Annotated in this window: 13 protein-coding genes; 4 read left to right on the forward strand and 9 right to left on the reverse strand. The window is 61.0% G+C overall.

Annotation, left to right across the window (positions count from 1 at the left end; all coding sequences use genetic code 11):
- Positions 1 to 6 precede the first annotated feature (6 nt).
- The gene (locus J3P77_RS15420) at positions 7 to 1248 is read left to right on the forward strand and encodes an exonuclease SbcCD subunit D C-terminal domain-containing protein (protein WP_434677464.1); all 1242 of its coding nucleotides are present in this window, start codon (positions 7 to 9) and stop codon (positions 1246 to 1248) included.
- Positions 1245 to 4889: an AAA family ATPase gene (locus J3P77_RS15425; RefSeq protein ID WP_434677465.1), complete on the forward strand. Its 3645-nt coding sequence runs from the start codon at positions 1245 to 1247 to the stop codon at positions 4887 to 4889. The genes J3P77_RS15420 and J3P77_RS15425 overlap by 4 nt, the downstream gene beginning before the upstream one ends.
- A gap of 24 nt (positions 4890 to 4913) precedes the next feature.
- Here J3P77_RS15425 and J3P77_RS15430 read toward each other — a convergent pair whose 3' ends face one another.
- The 8 genes from J3P77_RS15430 to J3P77_RS15465 all read right to left on the reverse strand — a co-directional run bounded on the left by J3P77_RS15430 (position 4914) and on the right by J3P77_RS15465 (position 10881).
- On the reverse strand, positions 4914 to 5117 hold the full coding sequence (locus tag J3P77_RS15430; RefSeq protein ID WP_434677466.1) for a hypothetical protein: 204 nt from the start codon (positions 5115 to 5117) through the stop codon (positions 4914 to 4916).
- A complete protein-coding gene (locus tag J3P77_RS15435; RefSeq protein ID WP_434677467.1) occupies positions 5114 to 5293 on the reverse strand; it encodes a hypothetical protein in 180 nt (59 codons plus the stop codon). The genes J3P77_RS15430 and J3P77_RS15435 overlap by 4 nt, the downstream gene beginning before the upstream one ends.
- Before the next feature lie 387 nt (positions 5294 to 5680).
- The gene (locus J3P77_RS15440; RefSeq protein ID WP_434677468.1) at positions 5681 to 5863 is read right to left on the reverse strand and encodes a hypothetical protein; all 183 of its coding nucleotides are present in this window, start codon (positions 5861 to 5863) and stop codon (positions 5681 to 5683) included.
- Positions 5864 to 6052: 189 nt separating this feature from the next.
- Entirely contained in the window at positions 6053 to 7225 is a 1173-nt protein-coding gene (locus J3P77_RS15445) for a lactonase family protein (RefSeq protein ID WP_434677469.1), read from the reverse strand.
- 108 nt (positions 7226 to 7333) lie between these two features.
- Positions 7334 to 7891, reverse strand: a complete 558-nt coding sequence (locus J3P77_RS15450) for a hypothetical protein (RefSeq protein ID WP_434677470.1) — start codon at positions 7889 to 7891, stop codon at positions 7334 to 7336.
- A 246-nt stretch (positions 7892 to 8137) separates the two neighbouring features.
- Entirely contained in the window at positions 8138 to 8422 is a 285-nt protein-coding gene (locus J3P77_RS15455) for a DUF5629 family protein (RefSeq protein ID WP_434677471.1), read from the reverse strand.
- A 126-nt stretch (positions 8423 to 8548) separates the two neighbouring features.
- Positions 8549 to 9541 (reverse strand): AraD1 family protein, encoded by a 993-nt coding sequence (gene araD1 / locus J3P77_RS15460; RefSeq protein WP_434677472.1) that lies wholly within the window; start codon positions 9539 to 9541, stop codon positions 8549 to 8551.
- Positions 9542 to 9567: 26 nt separating this feature from the next.
- The gene (locus tag J3P77_RS15465; protein ID WP_434677473.1) at positions 9568 to 10881 is read right to left on the reverse strand and encodes an MFS transporter; all 1314 of its coding nucleotides are present in this window, start codon (positions 10879 to 10881) and stop codon (positions 9568 to 9570) included.
- A 205-nt stretch (positions 10882 to 11086) separates the two neighbouring features.
- Between J3P77_RS15465 and J3P77_RS15470 the strand changes: the two genes are divergently transcribed.
- Both J3P77_RS15470 and J3P77_RS15475 read left to right on the forward strand, forming a co-directional pair.
- The gene (locus J3P77_RS15470) at positions 11087 to 12832 is read left to right on the forward strand and encodes an IlvD/Edd family dehydratase (protein ID WP_434677474.1); all 1746 of its coding nucleotides are present in this window, start codon (positions 11087 to 11089) and stop codon (positions 12830 to 12832) included.
- Between the two features lie 110 nt (positions 12833 to 12942).
- A complete protein-coding gene (locus J3P77_RS15475; RefSeq protein ID WP_434677475.1) occupies positions 12943 to 13665 on the forward strand; it encodes a FadR/GntR family transcriptional regulator in 723 nt (240 codons plus the stop codon).
- Between the two features lie 172 nt (positions 13666 to 13837).
- Here the strand turns inward: J3P77_RS15475 and J3P77_RS15480 are convergent, their stop codons facing one another.
- Entirely contained in the window at positions 13838 to 16228 is a 2391-nt protein-coding gene (locus J3P77_RS15480; protein WP_434677476.1) for an efflux RND transporter permease subunit, read from the reverse strand.
- Position 16229: the final 1 nt, after the last annotated feature.

A 16229-nucleotide genomic window follows, 5' to 3' on the forward strand; every position in this document is an offset into this window, starting at 1 on the left:
ACTTCAATGCGTCTGTTCCACACCTCCGACTGGCACCTGGGTCAGAACCTCCACGGCCAGGAGCGGGATTTCGAGCACGCCTGCTTCCTGACCTGGCTGCTGGCACGACTGGCCGAGCGGCAACCTGATGTGTTGCTGATCGCCGGGGATATCTTCGATACGGTCAACCCGCCGGTCAAAGCCCAGGAGCGCCTTTACGATTTCATCGTTCAGGCCCATGAACGGCAACCGTTGCTGACCATCGTAATGATCGCCGGCAACCATGATTCCGGCTCGCGCATCGAGCTGCCCGCGCCGCTGATGCGGCGCCTGCGCACCCATGCGCTGGGCCGGGTGATGTGGCTGGACGACGGAACCCTGGATGCCGAACGCCTGTTACTGCCGTTGCCCGATGCCAACGGCGATATCCAGGCCTGGTGCCTGGCATTGCCGTTCCTGCGCCCGGCTGAAGTTACCGGCGCGGCACTGGGTGATGATTACCTGCGCGGCATCGGCCGGGTTCATGAGCTGTTGATCGAAGCGGCCAACCGCAAGCGTCAGCCGGGCCAGGCACTGATCGCCGTCAGCCATGCGCACATGGCTGGTGGCTCGGTGTCCGAAGACTCCGAACGCAGCCTGATCATCGGCAACGCCGAAGCGTTGCCCGCTAGCCTGTTCGGGCCAAGCATCACTTACGTCGCTCTGGGCCATCTGCACAAACCACAACGCGTCAACGGCGAAGAGCGTATCCGCTACAGCGGATCGCCGATTCCGCTGTCGTTTTCGGAAATCGGCTATCAGCACCAGATTCTCGAAATCAACTGCGACGGCGAACAGCTGACCAGTGTCGAGACGTGCCTGATTCCGCGCGCGGTCAACCTGCAACGGCTGGGCCCTGCCCCGCTGGCGGAACTGCTATTGCAACTCAGGGAACTGCCGGACATCGATCTGCTGGCCGACCCCGATCGCCAGCCATGGCTGGAGGTACGCGTGCGTCTGGACGAGCCGCAGCCGGACCTGCGCAACCAGATCGAGACCGCGTTGCAAGGCAAGGCGGTTCGACTGGTGCGTATCGGTGCCGAGTACGCCGGCAAGGGCAGCGACAGCGCAGACGATGAGCAGGCCCTGATCGAACTGGACCAGCTCAGCCCTCAGGAGCTTTTCAGCCGCGCGTGGCTGGACAACTACGGCACCGAGGTGGATGAGCAGACGCTGAGCGACTTCGCCACACTGCTGCGTGATGTTCAGCAGGAGAATGAGCAACCATGAAAATCCTCGCCATTCGCCTGAAAAACCTGGCTTCGCTGGCCGGACCGTTCGAGCTGGATTTCACTGCAGAGCCGCTGGCCAGCGCTGGCCTGTTCGCCATCACCGGGCCGACCGGCGCGGGCAAGAGCACCCTGCTCGACGCTCTGTGCCTGGCCTTGTTTGGCGCCATCCCGCGCTTGAGCAATATCGGTCAGTCCAGAGTGCCGGACGTCGATGGCGACATCACCACCAGCGATCCGCGCACCTTGCTGCGCCGGGGCACCGGCAGCGGCTACGCGGAAGTGGACTTCATCGGTATCGATCAGCGTCGTTACCGCGCCCGTTGGGAAACCAACCGCGCCCGCGATAACGCCGCAAAGAAACTCCAAGCCAGCCGTCAGACACTGACTGATCTGGACAGCGAGCAGATCCTGAGCAACCAGAGCAAACGCGAATTCGAGCAACTGATCGAGGCCCGGCTGGGTCTGAATTTCGAGCAGTTCACCCGCGCGGTAATGCTTGCCCAGAGCGAGTTCAGCGCGTTCCTCAAAGCCGATGACAAGGAACGCAGCGAGCTGCTGGAGAAGCTGACCAACACGGCGATCTACAGCCAGTTGGGGCGCCGCGCCTACAGCAAGAGCAAGGAAAGCGAAGAGGCATTGAAGACGCTGAGGGATCAGGCGGGCAATATCGTGCCACTGGAACCGCAACAGCGCGCCGAACTTGAGCAGGCCATGGAAGCCGCGCAACAACAGCTCAAACTGCATCAGGCGCAACAGCGCCAGCTGGAACTGCGCCAGCAGTGGTTCACCGAGCTGGACCGATTGCAGGATGAACAGCTCGCCGCAAGCGAAACCCTGAACCGCGCTCAGCAGAACCGGGACGAACAGAGCGGCGAGCGCCAGACCCTGGGCCAACTGGAACGGCTCGGGCCGCACCGCCATCGTTTCACCCGGCGTCTCGCCCTTCAGGCGCAGCTGACACCGCTGGCCGGGAGGATCCGCGAGCATCAGCAGCAACAACGTGCGTTGCTGGACCAGCAAGGCCAGCTTGAAGCACAGCGCGCCGCAGCCCAGGCCGGGCTGGTTGACGCGCAACGCAACCACGCCGACGCGCGGCCGCTGTTGCAACAGGCCTTTGACATGCAGAACACCCTGAGCCGGCTGGTTCAGGAACTCGCCAGGCAGACGGACCTGCATCGACAGGCCGGGCAGCAGAGCAGTGAAGGACAGGCGCGCCTGCAAACCCTGCTCGATCAGCAGCTTCAAGTCGAACAACGCCTTGAACGCATCGCGCAGCAGCTGGCGCGCAGTGAAGAACTGGCCCCACTGGCCCAGGGCTGGAGCGCGTGGCGCGACCGTTTGAAATCCCTGACGCTGACGGCCAATCGTCTCAAGCTTGGACAAAACGAGCTGCCCGCCTTGCAGCAACGTGCCGCCGACGCCGACCGCGAGCTGGTCGAACAGCGCGGCGCACTGGAGCTGCTGTACCGCGAAGCCGACTGCGAAGTCGATGCTGTGACCGAACAAGTGCAGATTCTCGGCAGCCTGCTGCAGGACAACCGCAAACAGCAACGCGCTTACGAAGACCTGGCCCGGCTCTGGGCCAGCCAACAGGACATCGATCGACAACTGCTCGCGCTGGGGCAGCAACAACACGATGCCCGGGTGGAGCGCGAACAGCTCACGGCTGAAGGCATCCGGGTTCGCGACGAACTCAAGATCGCCGAACAGACCCTGACGGTGACCCGCCAGTTGCTCGAACGCCAGCGTCTGGCCCGTAGCGCCAGTGTTGAAGAGCTGCGCGGTCAGCTGCAGGATGACCAGCCCTGCCCGGTCTGCGGTAGCATCGAGCATCCCTGGCACAAGCCCGAAGCCATGCTGGAAAGCCTGGCCCGCCACGACGAGGACGAACAGGCCGACGCTTCCAGAGCGGTGGATGTGCTCAAAGAGCAGTACACCCAGCTGCGCGAGCAGGTCGGCGGCGTCATCGCGCGCCAGAAAGAGCTGTTGCGCCAGCATGAACAACTGACCCTGCAACAGCAGGCGCTGGCACCCGACCTCCAGGCCCACCCCTTCGCCCAAAAACTGCTGGACCGCGACCCGGCGCAGCGCGATGCGTGGCTGAGTACGCAACTGAGCCAGCTGGGCGAAGTCATCAGTCATGACGAACAGCGTCAGCAGGCACTGCTCACCCTGCAAAAAGACGCGGCGCGCCTGCAGCAACAATTGCGGGCCGCCCAGGAAACCAGCCAGAGCGCAGCGGTCCAGGTTGCCGACCAGCTCAAACAGATGGCCGTCGACCGGGAGCGTCTGGACGAGGAACTGACCGGGCTGGCGTCGCTTGTATCGCCGAAAATGCTCGACGGGCTGCGTAACGATACGTCGGTCACGGCCATGCGGCTTGAGCAGCAGGTCACCGAACGCCTCGACCAGCTGGAGCAGCAAGCCGAAGAACAGAAAGAGCACCGCGAGCGCCAGCCCAGGATCGAGAAAGAACAGCTCGAACAGCGCGGTCGTCAAGAGCGCCAGGCCGAGCTTCAACAACAAGTCACCACTCTGGCCAATCAACAGCAAGCCAGCCAGCAAGTGCTCAGCGAACTGCTGCGCGGCCACGTCGACGCCGAGCACTGGCAAACGGCACTGGAGCAGGCGGTTGAGCAGGCCCGTGACGCGGAAGGCGCGGTCGGCAAGGCTTTGCAGGATGTACAGGCGCAATTGATCCAGCTGGCTGCGGAACTCAAGTCCGACACCCAGCAGCAACATACGCTGCAAGAGGAACTGAGCGAACTCGACGCCTTGATCAGCGAATGGCGCAACGATCACCGCGAGCTGGATGACAGTGCGCTCGAAGCGCTGCTGACCTACGACGACGCGCGCATCGAACAGCTGCGCCAACAATTGCAGGCCAGCGAGAAGGCGCTGGAGCAAGCTCGGGTGTTGTTGCAGGAACGTCAACAACGTTTGCAACAACACCAGGCGCAGCATGGCGATGGCCTGGATCACTCACAGTTGCAAGCCGCGCTCTCGGACGCCGCCCAGCAGTGCGCGGTCAGTGAGCAGCAGTGCGCGGATTTGCGTGCACGCTTGAGCGAAGACCAGCGCCGGCGCGATGCGAGCAGCGAATTGCAGGCACGCATCGAAGCAGCCAATGCGGAATTTCAGCGCTGGGCGCGTCTGGCCACGTTGATCGGTTCTGCCGAAGGCGACAAATTCCGCAAGATCGCCCAGGCCTACAACCTTGACCTGTTGGTTCACCACGCCAACGCGCAGCTCCGCCAGCTGGTGCGCCGCTATCGCCTCAAGCGTGGCGGCAGCATGCTCGGTCTGCTGGTACTGGATACGGAGATGGGCGACGAGCTGCGCTCAGTGCATTCGCTGTCCGGCGGAGAAACCTTTCTGGTGTCGCTGGCGCTGGCCCTGGGGCTGGCTTCGATGGCGTCGAGCACCTTGCGTATCGAGTCGCTGTTCATCGACGAAGGCTTTGGCAGCCTCGACCCCGAATCCCTGCAACTGGCGATGGATGCGCTGGACGGCCTTCAGGCCCAGGGCCGCAAGGTCGGGGTCATCTCCCACGTTCAGGAAATGCATGAACGGATTCCCGTGCAGATCAAGGTCCGGCGCCAGGGCAACGGGCTGAGCACGATCGAGGTGCAGAGCTAGTCTGCGGTACTGCGCTCAGAACGCTCAGGCATGGACGCCGGCGTTCTGAGGCGGTGTGGCCGCCATCAGCTTTTCCGCCCGCGAGCGTTCTATAGCGTGGGCAATCTCGTGACGGCACTCGATGCTTCGGGCGATCCCGCCTACCGAGTTCTGGCCGATACCCAGAAGTGAACTGCCATTGATCATCACGGCCAGACCGGCGGTTACCCAGATTCCCGCGCCGCTCATGAAGCACGCTCCTGCACCGGCTGATTTGCCGCCGATGCAGTGGCGGGCGCTTCATAGCGGCGATCCTTGAGTTGGGGATTCATGCTGGTGATGGCGACCACTGCGATGAATACGACGTAAAGGGAAATCGCGATATACGCGCCCTGTTTGATGGAATGAAGGATGGCAGTGGCCATGGTGTGCAGCTCCGTATACTGTTTTCCTGGCCGACAGAATGGCGGCGATACGAAGTTTTGAGAAACCACCAATACTCATAGCAACTATTAGTTCGCTTGATTATTCAGGAACTCAATGGCAGCCATAGAGAATCAAAACGTTACTTTTGCACGACATGAAAAAGACCCCGTCACGGCAAGTGACGAGGTTGCAGTCAGAACGATGGAATTCAAAGCTTTCGCGAGCAGGCTCACTGAGCAGAAGATGCCTGGCCTGCCACGTAATGAGCAGTGGGTCGCATCAACCTGTGTGGGCGAACGTGCTCGCAAAAGCCTTGAGCAGAGCCTTCGTGAATCCATTCCCCGGTAGCGAATTGTTCGTTAACGGGGAATGGATTCAATCAGCGTTCAGTGTGGCAACTTGTGGTCCAGCGCCGCGTAGAAGTTGGCGCTCTGTTGCAAGTACTTAGGGGTGTAACTTTGCGTGGCCTGTGTCTTGCGAGTTGAAACTTCCGCACTGGCACTGGCAGGCAGTGCGACGGATGCGGAAATGGCGGAAGCCGCGATAATGGAAAATACATTCAGGTTCATGTCGGTCACCTCTCGAAGTTATCAGCAGTCAAACTGTCTGCGGGTTGGCGGAAGTTCAGGCCGTCTTGGCCGTGACTCAAACTTACGCCCGAGGGCCGATTCATAGAAATCTTTTGTAGCACTAACTCATATCAGCTGGATTGATAGTGCCTGCAGCTCGCCGTTTGCGCGGGCTGCAAGCTGCGGACGTTACTCTTCGTTGAAGAAGTGCAGATCCGAAGGCGAGTCGAGGTCGAATTTCTGTACCGTCTCGCCGAGCAGGCCGCTTTGCGGATCACGGTGCAGGGTCACGATCTGGCTGCTCTTCTGATTGGCGATCAGCATGAACTTGCCGGAAGGATCGAAGCTGAATTCGCGGGGCTCCTTGCCCTCCACGTCGCGACGCTGAATCTCATCCAGAGTGCCGGTGGTGGGGTCGATCCGGAACACCAGTATCTGATTGGCATCACCTCGGTTGGCAACGTAAAGGAACCGGCCGTCAGGCGAGGTATGCAAGCCGCCGCCACCGTTCTTCTGATTGACGCCTTTATTCTTCAGGTCCACGCGCTGCTTCTGTTTGAACTCGCCGTTGTGGTACTCGAACGTAACCACCTCTGCCGACATTTCCAGTACCAGCCAGGCGTGCTTGCCCGAGCGGCTGAACAACAGGTGCCGGGGGCCAGTGCCGGCCGGCAACTGCACGGTAGGCACTTTGGCCGGTTGCAGAGGTTTGGCGCGATCCTGATCGTATTCATAAACAAACAGCTTGTCGGCACCCAGATCAGCGGCCACCAGATACTTGTCGTCCGGCGTCGGTACCGCCAGATGCACGTGGGACGCGAGCTGGCGCTCGGGATGCACTTTGCTGCCCGGACCCAGCGGCAGCGCCTGTACCGGGTCGGCCAGCTTGCCATCCTTGCCCACCGGCATCACCGCCAGCACGCCACCGGGATCAGGATTGACCGCGTAATTGGAGACGAACAGATACCGACCATCCGGGCTCAGGCTCGAATGCGTCGGCTCCTCCCCCTGAGTTACGACCTGATTGATGGGCGTGATGGAGCGGGTCTTCGGGTCGATGGCAAAGCTGCTGACCTTGCCAACCACGTCACGCTGGCCCGGTCCGTTCTCGTTGACGGCAAAAAGGTAGCGCTCATCCTTGGATACGGTTAGCCAGGACGGGTTTTCGGCCTTGATCACCTGACGAGGCTTGGGGTCGATCTGACCTGTCTCGCTGTTGAAGCCAAAGCGGTAGATACCCTCGCTCTTGCCCTGGGTATAGGTGCCTACCAGTAAATTGATATCGGTCATGGGTTCAGCCTGGAGTGGAGCCGCACTGATGGCACAGGCAAGCGCCAGCCATCGCAGCGATGTAGGGAACATAGGAGGCCTTCCTTTCTTGTTCAAATTGTGGGTGCCGACTACTCGACAGTCAGGTCTATGACAGTGCCGGGGCGCAGGTAGTTTTCTCATACCTCGCGCAAAGGTCTGTCAGCCTTCGGTCACAGGCGCCGGCGCCTGAATGGCGATGTGCTGGCTATCAACCGCAGGCTCGGCCGGCAGGTCCGTGGTCGGGATCAGCCGGGCAAGGAAACCCTGATAATGCGGCACGACCTGCTTGAGCTGACCGATAGGGTCGACCGAGATGCCGGCCAGCAGCACGGCGATCAGCAGACCGCCAATGGATACGTGACGCCGCACCGGCTTGAGGCCCCGCCGGGCCATGGGCAACAGCAGCACCAGGCCGATGAGAAACCAGACGAACAGCCGTGGCATCAGTTCCTGCCGGTCCAGGCCCACCTCCCACAGCGCCCACACCGTGCAGATCAGCAGCAGCAAGGTGAACAGCCAGACCGCAAAACGCAGACCCATGATCAGCAGAACGCCAATGGCAGCGAAGCCGAATCCGCACAGCATGTAGTAGAACGAGCCGCCCAGGCTCACCAGCCGCAAGCTCCCGGTCAGCATGACCACGCTCAGTACCAGCAGAATGACGCCTATGAAAGTCGGCAACAATCGTGCACGACTCAACGCACCTTGAGTAGACATTGGATCTCCCTATCTTCATCGTTTGCTCGAATCCGTGAGCAGAAAACTGGCTCGGCCAGTGAAAGTGATACACGTCGTTATGCCCGGACGCTCAGGCGTCCGGGCATAAGAAAAGGCAAGCACATCCGTGTGTAGCGGGCAAGCGCAGACTGCGCGCCCTACCACCTGATGCCGGTGCTTGCGCAGAAGCGACCGACAAGTGAAAGCGAATTTACCGGCAAGAGGCTTGCCGGAACCTGATCTGGATCAATCGGTTTCGGATTCGTCGTCATCTGTCGGGGTAAATGCGTCCAGGCAGATGATCCGATGATCGGCAGCGCCGTCGTTGACCACCCAGCTTTGCAGCGATTCGTCGAATACAGCGGCCTCGACCTGCGCCTTGCTGAACCGCCAGACCTTGCGCTCGCGGCCGTCCATGCATTCGATGTTCAGCTCCTCGCCAAGGGAAAAGTCCCACGCGTGCAAGCCGTCGATTTCCAGCATGGTGGTGGATTGAAGGGCCGAAAAAAGCGTGTCAGGGGTAGTAGTCATGAGTTTTGCCGGTTTGTGTGAAAGCGGGAATGATAAGGCAAAACCTGTGGCAGGAGGTCTAGCAGAAGCGGACCGTCTGGTCCGCTCCTACAGGTGATTAGGCGAAATTGCGGTGCAGCAACTACTTCAAAGCTTCCCGATCCCGCCCGGCTCGAACACGGTCTCGCTTTTCGCCAGCCCGTTTACCAGCGCCCGTCCGAACTCAGGCTGGCTGACTTCGAAGCGGTCTCCAGGCTGGGTTTTCACACCGTCGGCGAACGACAGCGTCGCGGTGCCGAAGAAGTGCACGTGTACATCACCGGGGCGCAGGAATTGGGCATATTTGAAATGGTGGAATTCGAGATTCTCCAGGCTGTGGCACATGTTGGCTTCGCCGCTGAGAAACTCCTTCTCCCACAACACCTCGCCATCGCGCCAGATCCGGCTGGTGCCTGACAGGTTCTGCGGCAGGTCGCCGACACGCAACTCCGGGCCGAACGAACAAGCGCGCAGTTTCGAATGGGCGAGGTACAGATAGTTACGCCGCTCCATCACATGGTCGGAATACTCATTGCCGACGGCAAAGCCCAGGCGATATGGCTTGCGATCCGGACCGATCACGTAAAGGCCGCTCATTTCGGGCTCTTCCCCGCCGTCCTCGGCGAACGGCGGCAGCGAGAACGCCGCGCCCGGACGGACGACGATGCTGCCGTCGCCCTTGTAGAACCACTCCGGCTGCACACCCGCCTGACCCGCCGCTGGCTTGCCGCCTTCCACGCCCCACTTGAAGATGCGCATGGTGTCGGTCATTGCCGCTTCATCGCCGGCCTGCTGGTGCATTTTGTCGCGCGCCGATGCGCTGCCCAGATGGGTCAGGCCGGTGCCGCTGACCAGCAGATGCGCCGGGTCCGGATGATCCAGTGGCGGCAGGACGCGCATTTCTTCAAGCAGCTGCGAATAATCATGGCTGGCACCCAGCCCCTGCCCTTCGACCTGCTGCGCCAGGCCGGTACCGGTTTCAATAGCGGCCAGCGCCAGCTCGCGGACGCTGTGGGCGCCCTGCACTTCGCGCACCTGATCACCGTCGACCACGCCAACCCGGCGATCGCCGTTGTTCAGTTCAAACTGTATGAGTCGCATGAAAGGCTCCTTTTAACGTGGCTCTCTTAACGAGCTTTGGCACTGGCGGAAAATTCGTCCTGCGGCAATACGTGCCTGCGCTCCAGCACGCGGTAGACAATGGCGGTCAGCACCAGGCCGAACACCATGACGCCGGACAGGAAGTACAGCCCGGACGCCAGGTTGCCGGTCGCTTGCTTGAGCGCACCGATCACGAACGGGCCGATGTAACCGCCCAGGTTGCCGACCGAGTTGATCAAGGCGATGCCAGCAGCGGCGCTGGCACCGGCGAAAAAGCGGCCCGGCAGGGTCCAGAACACCGCGGTGCAGGAGAACAGCGAGAACGCCACCAGACACAGCGCCGCCAGTTGTGCCACCGGCAACGTCAGCCAGGCACTGCAGAACAGGCCGATGGCACCCAGGATATAAAGCACTGCCAGATGTCCGTATCGGTCGTTGAGCCGATCGGAACTGCGCGGCACGATCAACAGACCGATGATGCCGAAGATGTAGGGCACGGATGACACGAAGCCGGTGGTCAGGTCGCTGCCGCCGAACTGCTTGATCAGCGTCGGCAGCCACAGGCCCAGGCCGTAAATACTCAGCGTCACCGGCAAGTAATAAAGCGCGAGCAGCAGAACGCGTTTGTCCTTGAGGGCGTGCAGCGGGTTGCCGTGGCGGGTCTGCCCGTACGCCTGCAGATCCTTTTTCAGCTCACCGGTCAGCCAGTCTTTCTCTTCCTGACTCATCCAGTTGACCTGCTGCGGACCATCCGGAAGCCAGCGCAGCACCGGCCAGGTCAGCAGGATCGCCGGAGTACCGATGACGATGAACAGCCACTGCCAGCCATGCAGGCCCAGTACGCCGTCCATGCCCAGCAGGCCGCCGGACACCGGGCCGGTGATCATCATGGCGATGGGTTGCGAGAGGATGAAGAAACCCAGGATCTTGCCGCGATGGCGAACCGGGAACCACTGAGTGATGTAGTACAGCACGCCCGGAAAGAAGCCAGCCTCGGCGGCACCCAGCAGAAAGCGCATCACGTAGAAGCTGTGCGGCCCCTGAACGAACGCCATGCCGATGGTGATCGCGCCCCAGGTGACCATGATCCGGGCGAACCAGCGACGTGCGCCGAACCGTTCGAGCATCAGGTTGCTTGGGATTTCCAGCAGAAAGTAGCCGATGAAGAACAGCCCGGCGCCCAGCCCGTAGGCCGCGTCCCCGATGCCGATGTCCGCGCCCATGTGCAGCTTGGCGAAACCGACGGCGGAGCGATCCACATAGGCGATGAGGTACAGCAGGATCAGGAAGGGAATCAGTTTCAGCGTGATGCGGCGTATAAGCCGCAATTCCTGGCTCATGAAGGCGGTCTCCAATTGTTTTTGTTATGGAACCTTGGGGAATCGCCACTCGCCGCCGCCCTGAAAAGGCCCGGCTGGGTCGTCCCCCGATTGCGAATAACTATATAGTAATACTATTTGAGCTGACAACTCTTCCAATGATCGATTTTTAGGCTTACCTTAACCGGCAGCAACGCTATTAAGTCTTACAATAAGAGAGCCGATCATGTCTGATTCCGATAAAAAACCTACCCTGCGTTCCGCCCAGTGGTTCGGCACCGCCGACAAGAACGGCTTCATGTACCGAAGCTGGATGAAGAACCAGGGTATCGCCGACCATCAGTTTCACGGCAAACCCATCATCGGCATCTGTAATACCTGGTCGGAACTGACCCCCTGCAACGCGCATTTCCGGCAGATCGCCGAGCACGTCAAGCGCGGTGTGATCGAAGCAGGCGGCTGGCCGGTCGAGTTCCCGGTGTTCTCCAATGGCGAATCCAACCTGCGCCCCACCGCCATGTTCACCCGCAACCTGGCGAGCATGGATGTGGAGGAAGCGATTCGCGGCAACCCTATCGACGGCGTGGTGCTGCTGACCGGTTGTGACAAGACCACGCCGGCCCTGCTGATGGGCGCGGCAAGCTGTGACGTGCCGGCCATCGTCGTCACCGGCGGGCCAATGCTCAACGGCAAGCACGCAGGCAAGGACATCGGTGCCGGGACTATCGTCTGGCAAATGCACGAATCCTATAAAGCCGGGACCATCAGCCTGGATGAATTCCTCTCGGCCGAAGCCGGCATGTCACGCTCGGCAGGCACCTGCAACACGATGGGCACTGCATCGACCATGGCCTGCATGGCCGAAGCCCTGGGCACCTCGCTGCCGCACAACGCCGCGATTCCGGCCGTCGACTCGCGCCGTTACGTACTGGCGCACATGTCCGGAATGCGCGCGGTCGACATGGTTCGCGAAGATCTGCGTCTGTCGAAGATCCTGACCAAGGCAGCGTTCGAAAACGCGATCCGCGTCAACGCCGCCATTGGCGGCTCGACCAACGCCGTCATTCACCTCAAAGCCATCGCCGGGCGCATCGGCGTCGATCTGGAACTGGACGACTGGACCCGCGTCGGCCGCGGCACGCCGACGATTGTCGACCTGCAGCCTTCCGGGCGTTTTCTGATGGAAGAGTTCTACTATGCAGGCGGCCTACCAGCAGTGTTGCGACGCATGAACGAGGGCGGCCTGCTGCCGAACCCGGACGCGCTGACTGTCAACGGCAAGAGCATCGGCGAGAACACCCAGGCCGCGCCGATCTATGGCGAAGATCAGGTGATTCGCACCCTGGACAACCCGATTCGCGCCGACGGCGGCATCTGTGTGCTGCGCGGCAACCTCGCGCCACTCGGCGCCGTTCTCAAGCCTTCCGCGGCCACGCCGGCACTGATGCAGCACCGTGGTCGCGCCGTGGTGTTCGAAAACTTCGAGATGTACAAGGAGCGAATCAACGATCCGGATCTGGATATCGACGCAAGCTCGGTGATGGTCCTCAAGAACTGCGGGCCCAAGGGTTATCCGGGCATGGCGGAAGTCGGCAACATGGGCCTGCCTGCCAAACTGCTGGCTCAGGGCGTTACCGACATGGTGCGGATTTCCGACGCGCGCATGAGCGGCACCGCCTACGGCACCGTGGTTCTGCACGTCGCGCCTGAAGCGGCAGCGGGCGGTCCGCTGGCCGTGGTGCGCGAAGGCGACTGGATCGAACTGGACTGCAACAACGGTCGTCTGCACCTCGATATTCCCGAAGCCGAACTGGCCGCGCGCCTTGCCGACTGGCAGGCACCGCAGCACCCGTTCATTGCCGGCGGCTACCGTCAGTTGTATATCGACCGCGTAATGCAGGCCGATCAGGGCTGCGATTTCGACTTCCTGGTCGGTTGCCGAGGCGCCGAGGTGCCACGCCACTCGCACTGACAGATCCGGTCGCGATTCATACAGCGGGTGTCGACGCCTCGGCACCCGCCGCACGCCCTGCGCGATGGTATGATGCGCAGCATTCATCGCCAGGATCGACTCGCGTCCCCATGGATTACCGAAAGCCTTCCGACCGTAAAAGCATGCACGCCCGCATCGTTCAGGAGCTGGGCATGCAGATCGTCTCCGGTCGTTTCAAACCCGACGAAAAATTGCCTGCCGAAGCTTTGCTGTGCGAGGAATACGCGGTCAGCCGCCCGGTATTGCGCGAAGCCACCCGCGTACTGGTTGCCAAAGGTCTGGTGTATTCGCGGCCGCGTGTAGGCACGGTGGTCAAGGCTCGTCGAGAATGGCATCTGCTGGACCCGGATGTGCTGCACTGGGTCATGCAGAGTTCGCCGCAAAACGAGTTCTTCAATCTGCTGACCAGTGTCCGCGCGGTCATCGAGCCCGCGGTGGCGGCCCTTGCCGCGCAGCACGCCACGGATGAAGAAATCGAATCGATCCATGAAGCGTATCAGCGCATGGAAGACGCCGAGACGCCCGAAGCATTGCTGCAGCCGGATCTGGACTTCCACAGCCGCATCGCCGATGCGACCCACAACGACCTGCTTTCGCACCTGTGCAACATGCTTTCACTGGCGCTGCGTGAAGCACTCAAGCATTCGAACAAGCGCCCCAACCTGCATGAGCTGGCGCTGCCGCGCCACAAGGCCATCCTGACCGCCATCCGGAACCGCGACGCCCTCGGCGCCCGCCATGCCACGCTGGTTCAGCTGGATGACGCGCGCAATGCCTTGAGTGTAGTGCTGGGTGCGAGCGAAGCGCTGTAGAAGCGTTTTTTCAGGCAATCAACAAAGCCGCCATCGCCAGCAAGCTGGCTCCTACACGTTAGAGATACGCCGCAATCCCTGTGGGAGCCAGCTTGCTGGCGATGGCGGTACGCCAAATTAGAGCAATCCTGGCTGTACCAATGCCGTCGCGGGCAAGCGCGCTCCTGCGTATTCAATGGGAAAACAACGAATTCCCGACCTTCCCCGCCATTTTCTCCGGCTTGATCAGGAAGCGCGCCAGCGCCGGCAGCAGCCATAGCGCGCCGAACATGTTCCAGAGCAGCATGAAGGTCAGCATCAGCCCCATGTCTGCCTGGAACTTGATCGCCGAGAAGATCCAGGTGCATACGCCGATTGCCAGGCACAGTCCGGTGAACAGCACCGCCTTGCCGGTGGACTTCAGGGTTTCGTAATAAGCCTCCTGTAACGGCAGCCCCGCGCGCAGAAAACTTTCCAGACGGCTGTAGATGTAGATGCCGTAATCCACGCCGATGCCAACGCCCAGCGCAACCACCGGCAAGGTCGCAACCTTGACGCCAATGCCCATGAACGCCATCAGCGCATTGCCCAGCACCGAGGTCAGCACCAGCGGCAGCACGATACACAAGGTCGCCGCCCAGGAACGGAAGGTGATCATGCACATGGCCGCGACGCAGATGTACACCAGCACCAGAATGATCAGTTCTGACTTTTTGATCACTTCGTTGGTCGCCGCCTCGATCCCGGCGTTGCCGGCTGCGAGCAGAAACTGCAGCTCAGGCGTGTTGTTCTCTTCGGCGAATCTCTGCACCGCGGATACCGCGCGGTCCAGGGTTTCCGCCTTGTGGTCGTTGAGGAACACCAGCAGCGGCGCCAGCGAGCAATCGTTGTTGTAGAGGCCGTCGGCGCGGGCGATGGAACTGTTCAGCACGTCCTTGTTACGCGACAGGGCTTCCCACTTGAGGTTGCCCTCGTTCATGCCCTTGATCACTTGCTTGGAAACCGTCACAAGGGAAATCGCCGACTGCACTCCCGGCGTATTTTCCATCTTCCAGGCCAGCTCGTTGATGGCCGACATCGTGGGGTACGCCGAGCAGCCTTCGCGCGCGGTCTTGACCATCACCACCAATACATCGGAGCTGGTGGAGTAGTGATTGATGATGAACGCGTTGTCCTGGTTGTAGCGCGAGTCAGGCCGCAATTCGGGTGCGCCCTGATCCAGATCGCCGATCTTGAGGTTCTGGCTGTACCAAAGCCCGCCACCGAAGGCCAGCAGCGCCAGCACGATGGATACCGGTGCGACCCTGGCGCTGGCAAAGTTGGACAGCAGGCGCCAGAAAGGGTGATCCGACACGGCGTCCTGTTTGCTGCGGGATATCGCCCTCTTACTGATACCCGCGTAGGAAATCGCCACCGGCAGCAGGATGAGATTGGTGAACACGATCACCGCCACGCCGATGGAGGCACCGATGGCCAGCTCGCGAATCACACCAATGTCGATGATCAGCAGGGTAATGAAACCGACCGCATCGGCGAGAATGGCGATCATCCCCGGCAGAAAGAGCTGGCGGAAAGTGCGGCGCGCCGCCGTCAGGGCGTTTTCGGCGTCGCTGGATTGCAGGGCGATACCATTGATCTTCTGCACACCATGGGAAATGCCGATGGCGAAGATCAGAAACGGCACCAGCATCGAGTAGGGGTCGATACCGAAACCCACCACATGCATCAGCCCCAACTGCCAGATCACCGCGATCAGCGTAGTGCTCAGGACTGCGATGGTGCTGCGGATGCAGCGGGTGAACCAGATCAGCAGCACCAGCGTGATGATAAAAGCGACGCCGAAAAACATCACGACCATCACCAGCCCGTCGATCAGGTCACCGACCTTCTTGGCAAAACCGACGATGTGGACCTTGATGTTGGGGTTCTGCGCCTGGTACTTGTCGCGGATCTTTTCTTCCAGCTGGTGGGAGAACTGCTGATAGTCCAGGGCGATCAACTTGCCCTGATCCGCCGGGTCCGGATAGGACTCCAGCAATGGCACGTCGACGATGCTCGACTTGAAGTCGTTGGCGACCAGCCGACCGATCTGGCCGGACTTGAGCACGTTGTTGCGCAACTGATCGAGGCTTTGCTCGGAGCCGTCGTAACTCTGCGGAATGACCTCACCGCCAGCGAAGCCCTCTTCGGTCACTTCGGTCCAGCGAACGCTCGGGCTCCACAGCGATTTGAGGCCGGAGCGATCCACGCCGGGTATGTAAAATACCTCGTCGTTGATCTCCCGCAGCGTTTCCATGTACGTCTTGGAGAAGATATCGCCATCCAGCGCTTCCACGGAAATCCGCACCGTGTTGCCCAGATTCGCCAGGTCGTTGCGGTGCGCCATCATGTTCTGGATGAACGGGTGATCCAGCGGGATCATTTTCTCGAAACTGGTGGATGGCCGAACCTGGGTGGCCTGCCAGAACAGAAAGATGCTGGCCAGCAGACACAGAAGGATCACCGCAGGGCGATTATTGAAAATCAGTCGTTCGAGAAAGGTCGCCTTGTCGCCGTGATGCTGCGTGTGTTGAAGATTGGTCATG

The organism is Pseudomonas sp. R1-18 (assembly GCF_051132095.1).
In the GTDB taxonomy this organism is placed as follows: domain Bacteria; phylum Pseudomonadota; class Gammaproteobacteria; order Pseudomonadales; family Pseudomonadaceae; genus Aquipseudomonas.